Annotated in this window: 16 protein-coding genes, 1 tRNA gene and 1 pseudogene; 14 read left to right on the forward strand and 4 right to left on the reverse strand. The window is 64.3% G+C overall.

Going from position 1 to position 18,078, the window contains the following annotated elements; all coding sequences use genetic code 11:
- The first annotated feature begins 72 nt into the window (after window positions 1–72).
- The 3 genes from EN738_RS05280 (at window position 73) to EN738_RS35880 (ending at window position 1,007) form a co-directional block, all read left to right on the forward strand.
- Window positions 73–147, forward strand: a tRNA-Glu gene (locus EN738_RS05280).
- A 532-nt stretch (window positions 148–679) separates the two neighbouring features.
- On the forward strand, window positions 680–874 hold the full coding sequence (locus EN738_RS36740; RefSeq protein ID WP_281034305.1) for a DapH/DapD/GlmU-related protein: 195 nt from the start codon (window positions 680–682) through the stop codon (window positions 872–874).
- Window positions 789–1,007, forward strand: coding sequence for a hypothetical protein (locus EN738_RS35880; RefSeq protein ID WP_281034306.1), 219 nt, complete (start codon window positions 789–791; stop codon window positions 1,005–1,007). Before EN738_RS36740 ends, EN738_RS35880 begins: the two co-directional genes overlap by 86 nt.
- On the opposite strand, the gene EN738_RS05290 is transcribed toward EN738_RS35880, so the two are convergent.
- On the reverse strand, window positions 1,004–1,711 hold the full coding sequence (locus EN738_RS05290) for a glycosyltransferase family 25 protein (RefSeq protein ID WP_127282787.1): 708 nt from the start codon (window positions 1,709–1,711) through the stop codon (window positions 1,004–1,006). The genes EN738_RS35880 and EN738_RS05290 overlap by 4 nt on opposite strands.
- A 315-nt stretch (window positions 1,712–2,026) precedes the next feature.
- Here EN738_RS05290 and EN738_RS05295 point away from each other — a divergent pair, with 315 nt between their 5' ends.
- The 3 genes from EN738_RS05295 (at window position 2,027) to EN738_RS05305 (ending at window position 4,189) form a co-directional block, all read left to right on the forward strand.
- Window positions 2,027–2,617: a VOC family protein gene (locus EN738_RS05295; protein ID WP_127282788.1), complete on the forward strand. Its 591-nt coding sequence runs from the start codon at window positions 2,027–2,029 to the stop codon at window positions 2,615–2,617.
- 20 nt (window positions 2,618–2,637) lie between these two features.
- A complete protein-coding gene (locus EN738_RS05300) occupies window positions 2,638–3,531 on the forward strand; it encodes a glutathione S-transferase family protein (RefSeq protein WP_127282789.1) in 894 nt (297 codons plus the stop codon).
- Window positions 3,532–3,868: 337 nt separating this feature from the next.
- Window positions 3,869–4,189, forward strand: a complete 321-nt coding sequence (locus tag EN738_RS05305; RefSeq protein ID WP_245478266.1) for a hypothetical protein — start codon at window positions 3,869–3,871, stop codon at window positions 4,187–4,189.
- A gap of 39 nt (window positions 4,190–4,228) precedes the next feature.
- Here EN738_RS05305 and EN738_RS05310 read toward each other — a convergent pair whose 3' ends face one another.
- Together EN738_RS05310 and EN738_RS05315 are read right to left on the reverse strand one after the other, a co-directional pair.
- Complete coding sequence (locus EN738_RS05310; protein WP_127282790.1) at window positions 4,229–4,444, reverse strand: hypothetical protein; 216 nt, start codon at window positions 4,442–4,444, stop codon at window positions 4,229–4,231.
- A 150-nt stretch (window positions 4,445–4,594) separates the two neighbouring features.
- Window positions 4,595–4,942 (reverse strand): hypothetical protein, encoded by a 348-nt coding sequence (locus EN738_RS05315; RefSeq protein WP_127282791.1) that lies wholly within the window; start codon window positions 4,940–4,942, stop codon window positions 4,595–4,597.
- Between the two features lie 183 nt (window positions 4,943–5,125).
- On the opposite strand from EN738_RS05315, the gene EN738_RS05320 reads away from it, so the two are divergent.
- From EN738_RS05320 to phoB, 7 genes are all read left to right on the forward strand, one after another.
- Window positions 5,126–8,896: a response regulator gene (locus EN738_RS05320; protein ID WP_127282792.1), complete on the forward strand. Its 3,771-nt coding sequence runs from the start codon at window positions 5,126–5,128 to the stop codon at window positions 8,894–8,896.
- Window positions 8,897–9,449: 553 nt separating this feature from the next.
- Window positions 9,450–10,478 carry a substrate-binding domain-containing protein gene (locus EN738_RS05325; protein WP_127282793.1) on the forward strand — a complete coding sequence of 343 codons (1,029 nt, stop codon included), beginning with the start codon at window positions 9,450–9,452 and terminating at the stop codon, window positions 10,476–10,478.
- Window positions 10,479–10,619: 141 nt separating this feature from the next.
- Window positions 10,620–12,080 carry a phosphate ABC transporter permease subunit PstC gene (pstC, locus tag EN738_RS05330; RefSeq protein WP_127282794.1) on the forward strand — a complete coding sequence of 487 codons (1,461 nt, stop codon included), beginning with the start codon at window positions 10,620–10,622 and terminating at the stop codon, window positions 12,078–12,080.
- Complete coding sequence (pstA, locus tag EN738_RS05335) at window positions 12,077–13,393, forward strand: phosphate ABC transporter permease PstA (RefSeq protein WP_127282795.1); 1,317 nt, start codon at window positions 12,077–12,079, stop codon at window positions 13,391–13,393. The genes pstC and pstA overlap by 4 nt, the downstream gene beginning before the upstream one ends.
- Window positions 13,394–13,408: 15 nt before the next feature.
- Window positions 13,409–14,233 carry a phosphate ABC transporter ATP-binding protein PstB gene (pstB, locus tag EN738_RS05340; RefSeq protein WP_127282796.1) on the forward strand — a complete coding sequence of 275 codons (825 nt, stop codon included), beginning with the start codon at window positions 13,409–13,411 and terminating at the stop codon, window positions 14,231–14,233.
- A gap of 23 nt (window positions 14,234–14,256) precedes the next feature.
- Window positions 14,257–14,964 carry a phosphate signaling complex protein PhoU gene (phoU, locus tag EN738_RS05345; protein ID WP_127282797.1) on the forward strand — a complete coding sequence of 236 codons (708 nt, stop codon included), beginning with the start codon at window positions 14,257–14,259 and terminating at the stop codon, window positions 14,962–14,964.
- A gap of 19 nt (window positions 14,965–14,983) precedes the next feature.
- Window positions 14,984–15,673 (forward strand): phosphate regulon transcriptional regulator PhoB, encoded by a 690-nt coding sequence (gene phoB / locus EN738_RS05350; protein ID WP_006203872.1) that lies wholly within the window; start codon window positions 14,984–14,986, stop codon window positions 15,671–15,673.
- Window positions 15,674–15,676: 3 nt separating this feature from the next.
- Here phoB and EN738_RS05355 read toward each other — a convergent pair whose 3' ends face one another.
- Complete coding sequence (locus tag EN738_RS05355; protein WP_127282798.1) at window positions 15,677–16,921, reverse strand: ROK family protein; 1,245 nt, start codon at window positions 16,919–16,921, stop codon at window positions 15,677–15,679.
- 265 nt (window positions 16,922–17,186) lie between these two features.
- Here EN738_RS05355 and xylF point away from each other — a divergent pair.
- Window positions 17,187–18,065, forward strand: a pseudogene (gene xylF / locus EN738_RS05360) (D-xylose ABC transporter substrate-binding protein); the annotation flags it as partial.
- Between the last annotated feature and the right edge of the window lie 13 nt (window positions 18,066–18,078).

Genomic DNA, 18,078 nt, shown 5'->3' on the forward strand with positions numbered 1-18,078 from the left:
GAATGTCAGCGAACGCGCCGAAACCCCAGTTGCTTTTTCCCAGCCGCCAGCCTATGTAGCCGGTTCTTGAGCGCGCCCATCGTCTAGCGGTCAGGACACCGCCCTCTCACGGCGGGAACAGGGGTTCGATTCCCCTTGGGCGTACCAAGCAATATCACGAGTTCGGTCATCAATCCCAAGGCGGTCATAGGACCTTTGGTGATTGCTACTTCAGCGCCCCGCAGGCGCGTTGATCTCAAGATGCGCGCCTCAATCTCGCCGTCTCGCACCATCGATCGGTCTGTTGCCTTGTTTGACCTCGCGCCGGTGCCCAAAATCGCTGCTATCATTTCCAGAGGCAAAGACTCAGAGGGTCAGGTGTATCGGCCACTGGCGGATCGCCCCTGTCAGGTGGCCGGGGCAATTTTCGCGATGCTGGGGAGGCAGCGGTGCAATGTCGAAAGTGAGCAGATGGTTTCGGGACAAAAAGATTTTCCTGGGCAGGCACCGATTGCCTGAACATGTCCTGGTCGGACGACATTCTCACAACCTAAGCAGCAGCTCCTTCCTCTATTGCACTGAGAAATCGCCGGTGATTATTGGCGCTTTCTGCGCGATAGCGCCGGGCGTGCTGTTTGTTTGCCAGGCAGATCATCCGACCGAGACTGCATCCAATTTCGGTTTGCAGAATCAGGTCCTGATGACGAAAACGATAGATCAGTATCTTCAGACGAAGGGGCCGATCGTCGTTGGCAATGACGTCTGGATTGGAGCCCGCGCCATAATCCTGTCAGGGGTCACCATCGGCAATGGCGCCGTTGTTGCGGCGGGGAGTGGTAACCAAGGATGTTCCGCCCTATGCAATTGCAGCCGGCAACCCGGCCAGGCTGATTAGATACCGTTTCTCGGACGAAACCATCGACGCGATGCAACGAATTCGTTGGTGGGACTGGCCGCTGGAAAAGCTGAAGCAAGAAAAGGCAGCCTTCGATCTGCCGGCTGAGCGGTTTGTCGAGCGCTTTGGTTAGTTCGCGGTGTGGCCAAAGAACTGCCGGCGATACTTTTTCCACCTCCATTCAATGCGTTTCCACCAGAGAGGCCTCTGCTTGCCGCCCTCGATCGACGTCGTGAACCGGCCGTTGTGCGTGCCCTGTTCTACGATAGGGCGCTCGAACCACAGTATGTCCGTACCGGTGGCCTTGTCGCAGTCATTTACCGCAATATCGATTGGAAGATTAAGTTCGTTTCGGTCGAACCAGTTGCATCGCGCTTGCGCGGCGGAGCGAGTCAAGATGTAGGAATCCGTGCAGCGACTATGGTTCGCAGGATAGAGCGATCTGCCCTTTGTCAGCTTGGACCTTGGCGTGTAGTAGTTGCCGCCATTGCCCAGATAAACGACCGCCTGTCTGCCCGCCGCAAGCTCCTGAAGCGCGTCTTCGAGGCGTGCCACGAAGTTGCGAGCGAGAAACACGTCATCCTCAAACACCAGGCAATACGGCAAGTCCGTGTTGAGGAATTCTCTCCAGATGCCAATGTGCTTGCGCGCCAGGGACACCTGCGCAGGTTTGAGAGCTGCCTGTCGATCCTCTGCAGAGAGATCGGCGACGTCGTGGTCCAGATACCAGTGAACCGGGACACCGCGATGAGCAAACTCGCTGCGAATGTGCAGCTCCCGCTCCTCATATCCGATCTTTACGTGACAGATGCGGCAAAAGACTTGGTTGGGAAACATCGATACCCCCAGGGCATACGAAAACGGCGACTAACATTAGTGACTGCCCATCGACAAGTCACCGCGCTCGCACCCTTGAAACAAGCCCATGAGCTCGAAAGAGCCCTGTCGTCAACGCGACGGAGGCACGCACTTTCCAACGTGCACGATCGGCGTTTCTGATCTGGCAGACGGAACCGCCTTCGCTTCTGGCGCGCAGGGCCCGATTGATTTAGCATCGTGTGATGGGACTTTGGCTATCGCTCGGCGCGGCGGTGCAAAAGGCCGGGCGTAGATCCGGTGGGCGCCGATGCCGGGTTCCGGGAAGGGAGACCGATGCAGAAACTGCAGTCGCAGGGCGTCCATCACATCACGCTGGTCGGCGCCGGGCGCCAGACCTCGATCGATTTCTGGGAAGGCGTGCTCGGCATGCCCTTCGTCTTCGAGCAGCCCAATCTCGACAAGGCGAGCGAGAGCCATCTCTATTTCGATCCGGGCGACGGCCGGCTGATCACCGTCTTTACCGACGAGAGCCGCGCGGCGGTGGCCAGGCGCACGCCAACCGATACGGGCTGCGTCCACCACATCGCCTTTTCGGTGTCGCGCGTCACCTTCCTGCAGGCGGTTGGCCGGCTCGACGAGCGCGGCATCAAGCATAGCGGCGTCAAGGATCGCGGCTTCATGGATTCGATCTATTTCGAGGATCCGCTTGGCCTGCTGATCGAGCTCGCCTCGTATCGCTTCGAGCCGCCGACGGGCTTCACCCATGCCGACGTGCTGATGCAGGCGCACAAGATCCGTGTCGCGCGCGGCGATTACAACATCGCGGAAGTGCATCTCGCCGACGCGATCCAGACGCTGGTCGAATGGTCGCGCGCGACCTTGTCGGATGATCGGGGGCCAAAAAATCCATACGCACGAGACTGACAAGCCTGAGGGAGGAACAGATGGCGAAGGCAGCAACAAAGAGCGCAAGCAAACCGGCAACCAAGCCGGCAACAAAGACCGCCAAGCCGGCGGCGAAAGCGGCTGCGAAGTCGGCAACAAAGGCAAAGGCAAAAGCAGCAGCCAAGCCAGCCGCGAGGGCGACAGCTAAGGCCGGGCAGGCGACGGCAAGGGCCGCGCCTGAGGCCAAACCGGCGAAGAAGCCGGGGCTGAAGCTCAGCATGCTGAAGCCGAGCGTCAACAACATGACCGTTCGGGTGTTCGCGCGCGCCGCCGGCTTCGACCATGCCGAGACCGACGCCTGGGGGCTTACGCGCTCGCCGGAATTCCTGGCGCGCAACCCGGCCCATCTGACGCCGATGATCGAGGACAAGGGCCTGCCGCGGGGCGTGCTGTGGGAAAGCTGCGCCATCATGCAGTATCTCGCCAACAAGCACGGACTGGAGAAGTTCTACCCCAAGGCGCCGGCCAAGCGGGCCATGATCGACAGCGCCATGTTCTACCTTGTCGGCACGCTCTACCCTTACGTGGCGCGCGCCACTTATCCGGCGCTCGGCTTCCCGCAATATGCCGGCGAGGTCGGCCACAGCGACGCGCATCCCGACAGGAAATCGGAGGCCCAGAAGGCGGCCGCCTCCGCAATCGCCGAGCCGCTGGAGGTCTTCCACAGCTTCTTCCGCAACGGCAAGCCGTTCATCGGCGGCAGCAACCCGTCGATCGCCGACATAAGGCTGGCGGCGACGCTCGAATTCCTGGCGGTCATCGACTATGCGCTGCCGCAGTGGGCGAAGGACTATATGGCGGCGATGGAGAAGAAGCTCGGCAAGGCGTATGCCGAGCCGGCCGGCGACGTGCGCGGCTACATTGCCTATGTGCGGTCGCAGGCCAAGGCGTAAGCGCCGGCAAGTGGCGTCGCTGAGCCTGGCGACCGGTCGGGGTTAGGGATTGGTTAACCAAAGACCTGTCTACTGGCCGCTGGTTCACCTCAGGCGCGCGACCACGGATGTACTGGCGCGGATGCCGAGGCGAAAGGAAGGTCGGCCTTGCGCCGGCCTTTTGCTTTTCGCCGGCTGCCCGACCCTGGCGAAGGCGCCTGGCTATCCCTGCAAAACCTGTTGGCATCTTCGGCTTTGACCGTAGCATGAAGGTGGCGGCGGAGCGGGAGAGAGGAGAGGATCCCCGGCAATGAAAGGCACTGCACTCTCGGCATGCTTCGTCGCACTGCTGGCAGCCATGCCCTGTCAGTCGAATGCCGCCTCGCTCAACACCATGAACGATGTCGGAGCGGCGCTGCAGGCATGCTGGACCCCGCCGGCCAATTCGGAGAACTCGTCGGTGACCTTGAGCTTCAGCTTCAGGCGGGACGGCACGCTGATCGGCCCACCCAAGCCGACGGCGATAAAAGTGAAGGGCGACGCGAAGGCGAGGCAGGCCTATGTCGACGCAGCGACCGCGGCACTGCAGCAGTGCCTGCCGCTGAGCCTCTCGCCGGCGCTGGCGCAGGGCATTGCCGGCAACATCTTCACGCTGCGGTTCAATTCGCCCAAGCAATAAAGACATGGGCGGACTGCTGAAAGCTGGTCGGTCTGGGGATCAGTGCCGCGCGCGCCTCGCATCGACATGGCGCTGCAATTCCGGTGCCTCGAAGACGTAGTCGCTCCAGGCCGATTCCGGAATCTGGCCCGCCAGATAGCATTCCAACAGAAGGTTCTGCTCTTGTGTCAGGGGTCTCGGCGCCCGCTCATGATCCAGTCCAAGTGAATGGATGAGGTTCCTGGTCAGGCCAGAGACGGTGAAGTGAATCGACATCCTCTGTCTCCTTTGCCCTAGAACGCCGATTGTGCGCCAAAGGTTTCAACGAGGCCATTCGACACTTTGAGCTAGGCCCCGCGTTGGCGGCCGAGGACGCCGTCGGATCGAGCCGCCGGCCTTCCTTCCGGCCAACTGACCTTGCCGCCGCTATTCGCAGACCACGCGGTAGCGCTTGCCGGGCTCGCTGACGTTCCGGCAGGCGAGCGGCTGCTTCGGCTCGGACGACAGCGAGGGAGGGCTCGCCACCTGCCCTGCCGGCGCTGGCGGGGGGCCGAGCCTGCGGCCAGGCAACCGCCTTGGCGCCTGCGGCGCCACCGGAAAGGGGCCTGCCTGCATTCGCGGCGGTCCGGCCTGCGGCTGCGGCGGGGGCCTGTCCCAGATACGCCTGACGTCGAGCGGCTTCGGGATCATCACGGTGCCATCGTCGCTGCGTGCGCAGCCGCCTGCCGCAAGCAGCGCGGGGCACAGGAAAAACAGCACGATCCGTCCGAACATTAGCAACACCCCAATATACGGTTTATAACGCGGCAGCGCCGCAGCCGACAACCTGCGCGATGCGGCCAGACCGCGACAGTTCGCCCCCGGTCGCGGTTTGTTAAGGTTAGCGGATCGTTAATGCTTCTGAGGCACAGTCCGCCGACGAACCGCGACGGGGGTTCGGCTGGGGGTGGCATCAGCATGGCGGACGTGGACGGGACGGGGAACGGCGGCAAACGCGACCCCCTCGAAGCAGCGGTTGCGCGCAGCGACGACGCGCTCGCCGAAGACGGCGTACAGCATCTTGCCGATCTCGAGCGCACGATGGACGCCATGCATATGGGCGTCGTGCTCCTGGATGCCCAGCTCGACACGCTGATCATCAACAAGGCCTATCGCGACCTCTCCAGAATTCCCGACGGGGCAGTGAGCGTCGGCGCTCCGTTCAGCCGGCTGATGGAACTCAATCGCCGCAACGGCATCTATGGCGATATCGGCGAAGAGGAATGGCAGCGCTACCTCGCCAGCCGCTTCGCGGAGATTCGCGGCGGCTCCGTCGCGCCGCGCGAGTTTGTCCACGCCAACGGCAGGACAATGATGTTCTCGGTCACCGCGCTGTCCGGGGGCAAGCGGCTGTTGACCTACTACGAGGTCACCGACGTCAAGCGCCGCGATGCCGAGGTCGAGAGCGCCAACGCCAGGACCGCGGAGACCTTCGCCAATCTTCGCGCCATGGTCGACCAAATGCCGATCGGCGTCCTTGTCCTCGACGCGGACATGCGCGCGCAGGTGATCAACCGCGCCTTCCACGAGTTCTGGAAAATCGAGCCCAGCCGCGCCGGGATCGGCAGCGGCTTCCGCGAGCTGATGGAAGCGAGCCGCGGGATCGACCCCTACGGAGCCGACGACGAGGCATGGCAGCGCCTCATGGCCGAGCGCGAAGCCGAGATCAGGGCTGGCGTTGCCGGATCGCGGCAGCTGCCACTCAATGACGGCCGCACGCTGATTGCCTCGCTGGCGCCGCTTGCCGGCGGCAAGCGGCTGATCTCCTATGTCGACGTCACCGACATGAAGGAGCGCGAGGCGGAGGCCGAGGACGCGCGCAAGAACCTCGCCACCGTGCTGGAATCGCTGCCGGCCGGCGTCATCATCTACGATCGTGACGACAGGTTCGTCTTCGCCAACCGAAAACTGCAGGAGACGCTTCCGGCGCTGAAGCCGGTGTGGCAGCCCGGCCGAAGCTTCCGCGAGGCGCTGGCGCTCGGCCATTCGGTCGGCTATTTCCGCCAGAGCGGCGATCCTGAGATCGACAGCCTCTACGAGCGCGATCGCGACGGGTGGTTCGACGCGATGCTCGCCCACAACCGGCTGCCGAACTCATCCTATGAACGGCGCAATCCGGACGGCCGCTGGTACCAAGTCTACGACATGCGGACCGAGGACGGCACCTTCATCGGCGTGCGCGTCGACATTTCCGACATCAAGAGCCGCGAGAAGGCGCTGCATGACTCGATGCGGCAGATCGATCTGTTCCGGCACGTCATGGACGAGCTGCCGGTGGCTGCCTTCATCAAGGCCCAAGATCTCAGCATCGAATTCGTCAACAAGGCCTGGTGCGCCATCACCGGCCTCGCCAAGGAGGACGTCATCGGCCGCAGCGACCGCCAGTTGTTCGGCGCCGAGGATGCCGAAAGCTACAGCCATGACGACACCGAAGTGGTCGTCGCCGGCAAGGTCCTGGAGGTCGAGGAGCCTGTCACCCATCGCGACGGCACCGTGCGGCAACTGATGACGCGCAAGAGCCGCCTGGTGGCGACAGACGGGTCGGTGCATCTGGTCGGCTCCAGCACCGACATCACCGACGTCAAGGCGCGCGAGCGGGCGCTGGAAGAGAGCATGCGCGAGAACGAGGTGTTCCGCAGCCTCATCGACAACGTGCCGGTGTCGATCTACGCCAAGCGTTCGGACCTCAGGCAGTTCTACGTCAACAAGGGCTGGTGCGACCTCACCGGCTTCGCCAAGGAAGATGCGATCGGCAGGACCGACGTCGAAATCTTCGGGCCGGACGGCGAGGCCTTCGTCGCTGGCGATCTCGCCGTGCTGCGCACCGGCGAGACGCAGGAGATCGAGGAGAGCGTGACGCTGCCCGACGGCAGCGTGCGGCACCAGTTCGCGCGCAAGGGGGCGATGATTGCCTCCGACGGTTCGCTCTATCTGATCGGATCGACCACCGACATCACCGAGCTCAAGCAGCGCGAGGCCGAACTCAGCGAGGCGCGGCAGCGCGCCGTGCTCGCCGACCGCGCCAAGTCGGAATTCCTGGCCAATATGAGCCATGAGATCCGCACGCCGATGAACGGCGTGCTCGGCATGGCCGAATTGCTCGCCAAGTCCGACCTCGACCCCAAGCAGAAGACGTTCACCGACATCATCGTGAAGTCGGGCAACGCGCTTTTGACCATCATCAACGACATCCTCGACTTCTCCAAGATCGATGCCGGCCAGCTGGTGCTCGATCCGGCGCCCTTCAACCTTGCCGAGGCCATCGAGGATGTGGCAACGCTGGTGTCGACTCGCGCCAAGGAGAAGGATCTCGAGCTCATCGTGCGCGTGCAGCCTGGCCTCGACAGCCAGTTCGTCGGCGATGTCGGGCGCATCAGGCAGATCGTCACCAACCTGCTCGGCAATGCGGTGAAGTTCACCGACGAAGGCCATGTGCTGGTCGACGTCACCGGCGAGCGCGTGCCGACGGGAACGAAGCTCACCATCTCGGTGACCGACACCGGCATTGGCATTCCGGAAGACAAGCTGAAGGCCGTGTTCGAGAAGTTCAACCAGGTCGATACGTCGTCGACGCGGCGGCACGAGGGCACTGGGCTCGGTCTTGCCATCACCTCGCGGCTGGTCGAGCTGATGAGCGGCGAGATCGGGGTCGAGAGCGATGAGGGCAAGGGCTCGACCTTCTGGTTCACAGTGACGCTGCCGCGGGCCATGCAACAGAGCGGGCAGCGGATCATGCCGGTCGACGTCACCGGAGCCCGGGTGCTGATCGTCGACGACAATGCCGTCAACCGCTCGATCCTGAGCGAGCAGATGGCGTCGTGGACGTTCGATTCCTGCGCGGCCGAGAGCGGCGCCGAGGGGTTGAAGGTGCTGATCGCCGCCGCCGCCTATGGCGTGCCGGTCGATTGTGTCGTGCTCGACTACCAGATGCCGGGCATGAGCGGCGCCGAGATGGCGCGTATCGTGCGCAACACCGACGGCCTTGCGCACACGCCGATCATCATGCTGACGTCCGTCGACCAGTCGCTCGCCAACACCAGCTACCGCGACCTCGGCATCGATGCACAGCTGATCAAGCCGGCGCGCTCCTCGGTGCTGCTGGAGACGCTGGTCGCCACCGTCCAGCGTCACCGCCACAGCGCGGCGGTCAGCCATCCGCAGCAGGCGGCGAGCAGCAGTGCGGGGATAGCGCAGCCGGCGCCTGCCAGGGCCGCCTCGGCGGTGTCGGAGCGGGCGCTGCTGCAGCCGCCGCCGGTGCGTGCGCGCGCCCGGCCGACCGGTGGCGAACGCGGGCTCGATATCCTCGTGGCCGAGGACAATGAGGTGAACCAGATGGTGTTCACCCAGATCCTCGGCGAGACCGGCTACGGCTTCGAGATCGTCGGCAACGGCCGCAAGGCGCTCGACGCCTACGGTAGGCTCAAACCGCGCATGATCCTGATGGACGTGTCGATGCCGGAGATGAACGGGCTGGAGGCGACGGCCGCCATCCGCCGGCTGGAGGAGGAGAGCGGCATGCATGTGCCGATCGTCGGCGTCACCGCGCATGCGCTGAAGGGCGATCGCGAGCGCTGCCTGGAGGCCGGCATGGACGACTATCTGCCCAAGCCCATCAGCCCGAGGGCCCTGCTCGAAAAGCTGGAGCGCTGGATCGGCGCCGACGGCCAGGCGCAGAGAAACGCCGGCTAAACCTGTCGAGGCCGCTGCTTCGGGGCGAGTGTCGTCGCAGCGCCCGGTTTGCGAAGCACGCCGGACAACCGAGGCTGCCGTGGGGATATGGTGCGATCGCACCATATCGAACCGGGCATCGAGCCGAAACAATGGCGGCATCGGATTCGCTCCCCCGGTTACGGGCGGGAGCAGCGACCGCCGGCTAGAAACAGCGTCGACTCTACCCCAACGGACCTGTTTTCGGCGATGGCTCGGCCATGATACGCTCTGGCCAGGGGCAACGCGCTCTCGTCCGGCTTTTCTTTTCTCGGCGGCCGAGGCTCGTGCCGCCGAGGGCAGGGCGGGCCTCCAGAATCGCGCAAGTCCCTGATTCCCACGGCAAACCGCCGTTGCCTCGCCGAGGGCTGGCTGCCAGCCGTTTCCGGCGAGCCGGTCAGGCGTTACCGGGCTGACACGAAACTGTCATGCGACTGTAATAATCGGAAGCTATTGGCCTCACCGGGCGCCGATGGACAGCGGTGCCAAGAGTCCATCTTTCGAAGAGACCATCTTCCGAACAGGAGCAGGCCACATGAACAAATTTCTCCTCACGGCGTCGGCCGCCGCGCTTGCGCTGGCCGCGTCGTCCGGCTTCGCCGCCGCGCGCGACCAGATCCAGGTTGCCGGGTCGTCGACCGTGCTTCCCTATGCCAAGATCGTTGCCGAGCAGTTCGGCGAGACCTTCACCAAGTTCAAGACCCCGGTGGTCGAGTCCGGCGGCAGCGGCGCCGGCATCAAGGAATTCTGCAAGGGCGTCGGCGAAGACACCATCGACATCGCCAACTCCTCGCGCCCGATCAAGAAGGACGAGATCAAGTCCTGCGCCGACGCCGGCGTGAAGGATATCCAGGAAGTCCGCATCGGCTATGACGGCATCGTCTTCGCAACCGACATCAAGGGCCCGGACTGGGCGCTGGTTCCCGCCGACATCTACAAGGCGCTGGCCGCCAAGCTCGTTGTCGACGGCAAGCTGGTCGACAATCCGAACACCAAGTGGAGCCAGGTCAACCCGAAGCTGCCCGACTGGGACATCGCCGCCTACATCCCGGGTGAGAAGCACGGCACGCGCGAAGTGTTCGAGACCAAGCTTCTCGACGCCGGCTGCGACAAGGCTGCCATCAAGGCCACCGGCATCAGCGACGACAAGGAAATCGGCAAGACCTGCATCGCCATCCGCAAGGACGGCAAGGCTGTCGACATCGACGGCGACTACACCGAGACGCTCGCCCGCATCGACTCCAACAAGACCGGCGTCGGCGTGTTCGGCCTCGCCTTCTACGAGAACAATGCCGACAAGCTGAAGGTCGCCAGCGTTGAAGACGTCGTGCCTTCGACCGAGACCATCGCCAGCGGCAAGTATCCGGTTTCGCGCCCGCTGTTCTTCTACGTCAAGAAGGCGCATCTCGGCGTCGTTCCGGGCCTGAAGGAATATGTCGAATTCTTCCTCGACGACCAGATGATCGGCCCGGAAAGCCCGCTTGCCGAATACGGCCTGGTTTCGGCTCCCGACGCCGAGCGTCAGTCGCAGCGCGACGCCTTCGCCGCCGGAAAGACCATGTAATCAAGCTTAGGGCCGGGGCGCGGGATTACCTGCGCCCCGGCCTCTTCGCCCGCCGCAGTGGCGGTGGCGACCGGAGCGTGATCCCGAAATGGGACCGGACAAGATCATGCTCGAACGAGGGATTTCCCCTGGGGTGGGTTCATGTCGTCCATGCTCGTACTTGCCATAGTCGCCGCCATCGGCGTGGTCGCATTCTTCATTGGCCGCCAACGGGCCGTGGCGCAGGACAATGGTTCGGTGAAGCCGCATTCGCGCGCCCATTATCACGGCTGGTGGGCCTTCCTGCTCGCCGTGCTGCCGGCCCTCCTGCTGCTTGCCGTCTGGAACATCGGTTCCTCCGTCTATCTCGAGCGCCACATCCACGCCGCCTTGCCCGAGCGCACCGCCGACAGCGCGGTCGCCAGCGAGGCGCTCGATGTCAGCCTGGTGAAGAGCCTCGCCAAGGGGCTGCGCCAGCTCGATGCAAACACCCAGCTTCCCGCCAGTTTCGCCGAATTGCAGCCGCTGCTCGCCGCCAAGGGCGTGGCGCTGGCGACGGACACCCAGGACTACATGATCCCGATCGCCGTCGAGGCGAATGCGGTGCAGGACCGGCTCGGCCTGGTCGGCGCCGTCGTCACGCTCGTGCTGTCGATCGCCGGCGCCTTTTACGCGCTCCGGCAAGTCGCGCCGCGAGCGCGCGCCAGGAACAATGTCGAGCGGCTGATGCTGTGGGGGCTGCTGGCGGCCTCAACCATCGCCATCCTGACCACGGTCGGCATCGTGCTTTCGATGCTGTTCCAGACGATCCAGTTCTTCGACAGCGTTTCGCCGGCGAGCTTCTTCTTCGGCACCGTCTGGGATCCGCGCTTCGCCGCGGCCGGCTCGGGCGGCAGCCAGGGCCAGTTCGGCCTGATCCCGCTCCTGTCCGGCACGCTCTACATCGCCTTCGTCGCCCTGCTGGTGGCGGTTCCGGTCGGTTTGATGTCGGCCGTCTACATGGCCGAATACGCCTCGCCCAAGGTGCGCTCGGTGGTGAAGCCCGCGCTCGAGCTGCTGGCCGGCATCCCGACCATCGTCTACGGCATTTTCGCCGTCGTCACGCTGGGGCCGTTCCTGCGCGATCTCTCGGCGGCGCTGACGGGCGGTTCGCCCTTCATCCAGGGCCAGAGCATCTTCACCGCCGGCCTGGTCATGGGCGTCATGCTGATCCCGGTCGTATCCTCCCTGTCGGACGACATCATCACCGCGGTGCCGCGCGCCATGCGCGACGGCTCGCTCGGCCTCGGCGCGACGCGCTCGGAGACGATCAAGCGGGTGATCCTGCCGGCCGCGCTGCCCGGTATCGTCGGCGCCATCCTGCTGACCGCCTCGCGCGCCATCGGCGAAACCATGATCGTGGTGCTCGCGGCCGGCGTCGCCGCCAATCTCACCGCCAATCCGTTCGAGGCGATGACCACCATCACCGTCAAGATCGTCAACCAGCTGACCGGCGACCTCGAATTCAATTCGCCGCAGACGCTGGTCGCCTTCGCGCTCGGCATTACGCTGTTCGCGCTGACGCTGGTGATGAACATCGTCGCCCTCTACATCGTGCGCAAATACCGGGAGCAGTACGAATGACCGATATCCCGCTGGATACGATGGTCCGGGCCGCGGCTCCTGCGCGCCGCGACATCGGCCTCAAGGCCCGCTACGCCGCCGAACGCCGGTTCCGCATCTATGGCGTGCTGGCGATCTCGGTTGGCCTCGCCTTCCTCGCCATCATGCTGATCACCATCGTCTCGAAGGGCTACACCGCCTTCTGGCAGACGACGGTGACGCTGCCGATCAATTTCGACGAGAAGATCATCGATCCTTCCAACAAGCGCGCCACCGATCCGGACGTGCTGATCAAGGCGAACTATCCCAAGCTGGCCGACAAGGCGCTGATGGCCAAGCTCGGCATCGATCCCGCCAACAAGCCGATGGCGCTGAAGCTGAAGGGCTTCCTGTCGGAGGGCGCGCGCGTGCAATTGCGCGACATCGTCGTCGCCGATCCGTCGGTCATCGGCACCACGCGCAACGTCGACATCCTCGCCGCGGCCAATCTCGATTCCGCCTTCAAGGGCCAGATCGACCTCAACGTCGAGGAAGCGCGCCGCAAGGTCTCGGACCAGCAGATCGCCTGGATGAACCAGCTCAAGGGCGACGGCACCATGGCCGAGCATTTCAACAAGGGCCTGTTCACCTATGGCGCCTCCAGCCGTCCGGAAACGTCGGGCATGGGCGTGGCCATCATCGGCTCCTTCTACATGATGGTGATCGTGCTGCTTCTGGCGCTGCCGATCGGCGTCGCCGCCTCCATCTACCTGGAGGAATTCGCCAAGAAGAACCGCTTCACCGACCTGATCGAAGTCAACATCAACAATCTGGCGGCGGTACCGTCGATCGTCTTCGGCCTGCTCGGCCTTGCCGTGTTCATCAATTTCCTCGGCATGCCGCGCTCGGCCGCCTTTGTCGGCGGCCTGGTGCTGACGCTGATGACGCTGCCGACGATCATCATCGCCACCCGCGCGGCGCTTGCCGCAGTGCCGCCGTCGATCCGCTCGGCGGCGCTCGGTCTCGGCGCCTCCAAGATGCAGATGGTGTTCCAGCACATCCTGCCGCTTGCCGCCCCCGGCATCCTCACCGGCACCATCATCGGCCTGGCGCGCGCACTCGGCGAGACCGCGCCGCTGCTCCTGATCGGCATGGTCGCCTTCGTCGCCGACTATCCAAAGACGCCATTCGATCCGGCGACAGCGCTGCCGGTGCAGATCTACATGTGGGCCAACGAGGCAGAGCGCGCCTTCGTCGAGCGCATGTCGGGCGCGATCATCATCCTGCTCGTCTTCCTCATGGCCATGAACATCACGGCGATCGTGCTCAGGCGCCGCTTCGAACGGCGCTGGTAAAAGAAGGCATCTGGTATGAACATCATGACCGAACAGTCTCTTGAAAACGCAGTGGGCGACAAAATGAACGCCAAGTCGAACGAAGTGATCAAGATGCGCGGCGACAAGGTCGGCGTGTTCTATGGCGAGAAGCAGGCGCTGTTCGACGTCAATCTCGACGTCCGCCTCAACCAGGTGACGGCGTTGATCGGTCCTTCGGGCTGCGGCAAGTCGACCTTCCTGCGCTGCCTCAACCGCATGAACGACACCATCGATTCGGCGCGGGTGACCGGCAAGATCACGCTGGACCAGGAGGACATCTACGACAAGAGCATCGACGTCGTCGAGCTCAGGGCCCGGGTCGGCATGGTGTTCCAGAAGCCGAACCCGTTCCCGAAGTCGATCTACGAGAATGTCGCCTACGGCCCGCGCATCCATGGGCTGGCCAAGCGCAAGGCCGACATGGACCAGATCGTCGAATCCAGCCTGAAGAAGGCGGCGATCTGGAACGAGGTGAAGGACCGCCTGCACGAGCCCGGCACCGGCCTATCCGGCGGCCAGCAGCAGCGCCTGTGCATCGCCCGCGCCATCGCCGTCTCGCCGGAGGTGATCCTGATGGACGAGCCGTGCTCGGCGCTTGACCCGATCGCCACCGCCCGCGTCGAGGAGCTGATCGACGAGCTGCGCCAGAACTACACGATCGTCATCGTCACCCATTCGATGCAGCAGGCGGCGCGCGTGTCGCAGCGCACGGCGATGTTCCACCTCGGCTACCTGGTCGAGGAGGGCGCCACCGACAAGATGTTCACCAACCCCGACGACAAGCGCACCCAGGACTACATCACCGGCCGGTTCGGCTGATTTCCAAGCACGAGGACAGGATCATGGGTGAACATCATACGGTTGCGTCTTTCGACGAGGATCTCGGCGCCATCAGCAAGCTGATCTCCGACATGGGCGATCTCGCCCGCTCGATGGTCGCCGGCTCGACGCGGGCGCTGCTCAATTCCGACAACGCCCTGGCGCAGCGCGTGGTGTCCGACGACGCCATCATGGACGCGCGCCAGCGCGAACTCGACGACCGCGCCATCACACTGATCGCCAAGCGGCAGCCGATGGCCAACGATCTGCGCGCCGTGGTCGGCTCGATCCGCATGGCGGGCGACCTCGAACGCATCGGCGACCTCGCCAAGAACATCGCCAAGCGCGTCGGCACCGTCGGTCTCAGCGTCACGCCGCGCGACCTTTCGCATTCCATCGACGGCATGGCGCAGCTGGTGCTGATCCAGGTGCAGGGGGTCATCGAGGAGTATGCCGCCGCTGATGCCGCGGCGCTTGCCAAGCTCCGCAACGACGACGAGCGCATCGACGTTAAATACACCTCGGTGTTCCGCGAACTTTTGACCTACATGATGGAAGATCCGCGCAACATCACCGCTTGCACGCATCTGTTGTTCTGCGCCAAGAATCTGGAGCGCATCGGCGACCATGTCACCAACATCGCCGAGAACGCCTACTACGTGCTGACCGGCCAGCAACTGCCCGCCAATCGTCCGAAGCTGGACGAGACGGCGATGTCGGCGCCGGCCTGAGAAGAAGGGTGACGGGCCGATGATCGCGCCACGCATCATGGTGGTGGAGGACGAGGAGCCGCTGGGGGTGCTGCTCCGCTACAATCTTGAATCGGAAGGCTACCAGGTCGAGGTGGTGACACGCGGCGACGAGGCCGAAATCCGGCTGCAGGAAAACGTGCCCGACCTCCTGGTGCTCGACTGGATGGTGCCGGCGGTTTCCGGCATCGAGCTCTGCCGGCGCCTCAGGATGCGGCCGGAGACCGAGCGGCTGCCGATCATCATGCTGACGGCGCGCGGCGAGGAAAGCGACCGGGTGCGCGGCCTCTCCACCGGCGCCGACGACTATCTGGTCAAGCCGTTCTCGACGCCGGAGTTCATGGCGCGCGTCAAGGCGCTGCTGCGCCGCGCCAAGCCGGAAGTCCTGTCCAGCATGCTGAAGGTCGGCGACATCGTGCTCGATCGCGAGTCGCACCGGGTGTACCGCAAGAAGAGCGAAATCCGGCTCGGACCGACCGAGTTCCGCCTGCTCGAATTCATGATGCGGCATCCCGGCCGGGTGTTCTCGCGCAGCCAGCTGCTCGACAATGTCTGGGGCGAGACGATCTACATCGACGAGCGCACGGTCGACGTGCATGTCGGCCGCCTGCGCAAGGCGGTCAACAATGGCCGCATGCCTGACGTCATCCGCACCATCCGGGGCGCGGGCTACGCGATCAGGGAAGATTGACGCTCAGGCCACGTTCTTCCCGGTGGCGCCGCCTTTCACCTGCACGCCCGGCGCGAAAATCTCCTGGTCGACGAAGGTCAGTGCGCGCATGGCGCAGCCTTCGCGGATGAGCGGCAATTCGTTCGGCTCGGTGTCGAAGGAGATCGACTTCGAATGCTGGCCGCCGGCGGTCTGGGCGATCGCCTCGCGCAGCGCCGGCTCGATCAGATCGAAGGCGGCGGCGCTGACGCCGACCATGGCGACGGGAGCTGGATCGATCAGCGCGAACAGGCTGCCGAGGCCGAAGCCGAGCGCCTCGCCGGCCTTGCGGTAGGCCTGGCGCTCCGGGCCGTCGCCGGCGCGCGCCCTGGCGGCGAGCGAGCGCATGTCGGCGTCGCTGACATCGACCGGCTCGGCGTCCTCGCCCATCTGCTTGGCATTGCGCCAGATCGCATAGTTGCCGGCATAGGCCTCGACGCAGCCGCGCCGGCCGCAGCGGCAGAGCGCGCCGCCCGGCCGGTGGATCATGTGGCCGAATTCGCCGCCGGAGGAATGGGTGCCGGTGAACAGCTCTCCCTTCAGCACCAGCCCCATGCCGATGCCGTGCGAGAGCAGGATGGCAATGAAGTCGTCGCGGTACCGCTCGGGATCGCGCCACTGCAAGGCCACCGCCATCATGTTGCAGTCATTCTCCATGGTGGCCGGAACGCCAAATTCGGCTTCCAGAATGTCGGCGAAGGCGATGTCGGTCTGCGGCGTGATCGGCGACCACAACATGGCGCGGGCATGGGTGTCGGTGATGCCCTGGATGCCCATGGCGATGCGGGCGACGCCGCGGACGTCGAGGTCGGGATCCTCGAAACGGCGCCGGACGATGGCCACGCATTCGCCGATCAGCTCGTCGCGCGGCATGATCGCCGTGTCGAGGCGGCGCTGCTCCTCGGCAATGACCTGCCCGGCATAGTCGATGACAGCGACGGAAAGGAAGTTCAGCGACAGGACCACCGTCATCACCGCCGTGGCTTCCGGATTGAGGGCAAGCCCGACCTGCGGCCGGCCGCGCTTCAGCGAAACAGCCTCGTTTGGCTTGCTCTCGGTCAGAATGCCTTCCTGGATCAGGTCGGACGAGATCGCCGAGATGGTCGAATGGCTGAGGCCGGTGGTGGCGGCGATCTCGGTACGCGACGGCTGGCCGGCGCGGCGCACGGCCGAAATAACCATCGCCCGGTTGCGTCGGCGCAGATCGTCGTGGCGGATTCCAACCGACATGCTTTGCCTTCCTCCCGGTCGTCGCGGCCGTTTTTGATTTCGAAGGCCGTCGGCGACACCGTATGAATAGTGGCAGAAGCGGGCCAGCCTGTCATTTATTTATTCCGGAGCTCGAAAAAAATTCGCCGAGGCCTCGGAATCGATGAGAATCGTTGTTGACAGCGCTCCGGCGTTGGATCATATTTTTTTCGAGGCTCGAAAAAAAGCCTCGATGCCGGCCTCAGGGCCAGTCTGGGTCGCGCCGCAATGGCGCAGGGAGGATATCATGAAGAAATTCGCAACCGCCATGCTGGCGGGTGTCGCCTTGTCGTTGACGCTCGCGTCGGTCGCCGAGGCGAAGGACAAGGTGATCGGCGTTTCCTGGTCGAACTTCCAGGAAGAGCGCTGGAAGACCGATGAAGCGGCGATGAAGAAGGCCATCGAGGCGGCCGGCGACAAGTATATTTCCGCCGACGCGCAGTCCAATCCGGGCAAGCAGTTGACCGACGTCGAAAGCCTGATCTCGCAGGGCGCCAATGCCCTGATCGTGCTGGCGCAGGACGCTTCGGCCGTCGGGCCGGCGGTGCAAAAGGCGCTGGACGAAGGCATTCCGGTCGTCGGCTACGACCGGCTGATCGAGAACAAGGACGTCTTCTACCTGACCTTCGACAACAAGGAAGTCGGCCGCATGCAGGCCCGCGAAGTGTTCAAGGTCAAGCCGGAAGGCAACTATGTCTTCATCAAGGGTTCGGGCGCCGATCCGAACGCCGATTTCCTGTTCGCCGGCTCGATGGAAGTGCTGAAGGAAGCCATCGACGGCGGCAAGATCAAGAATGTCGGCGAGGCCTATACGGACGGCTGGCTGCCCGCCAACGCGCAGAAGAACATGGAGCAGTTCCTGACCGCCAACGACAACAAGGTCGATGCGGTGGTGGCGGCCAATGACGGCACCGCCGGCGGCGTCGTCGCGGCGCTGACGGCGCAGGGCCTCGCCGGGACCGTTCCGGTGTCGGGCCAGGACGGCGACCACGCCGCGCTGAACCGCATCGCGCTCGGCACCCAGACCGTGTCGGTGTGGAAGGACGCGCGCGAACTCGGCAAGAACGCCGCCGAGATCGCCTCGGCACTCGCCGACGGCAAGAAGATGACCGACATTGCCGGCGTCTAGGACTTCACCA

The sequence above is a fragment of the Mesorhizobium sp. M4B.F.Ca.ET.017.02.2.1 genome (assembly GCF_003998955.1).
Lineage (GTDB): Bacteria > Pseudomonadota > Alphaproteobacteria > Rhizobiales > Rhizobiaceae > Mesorhizobium > Mesorhizobium abyssinicae.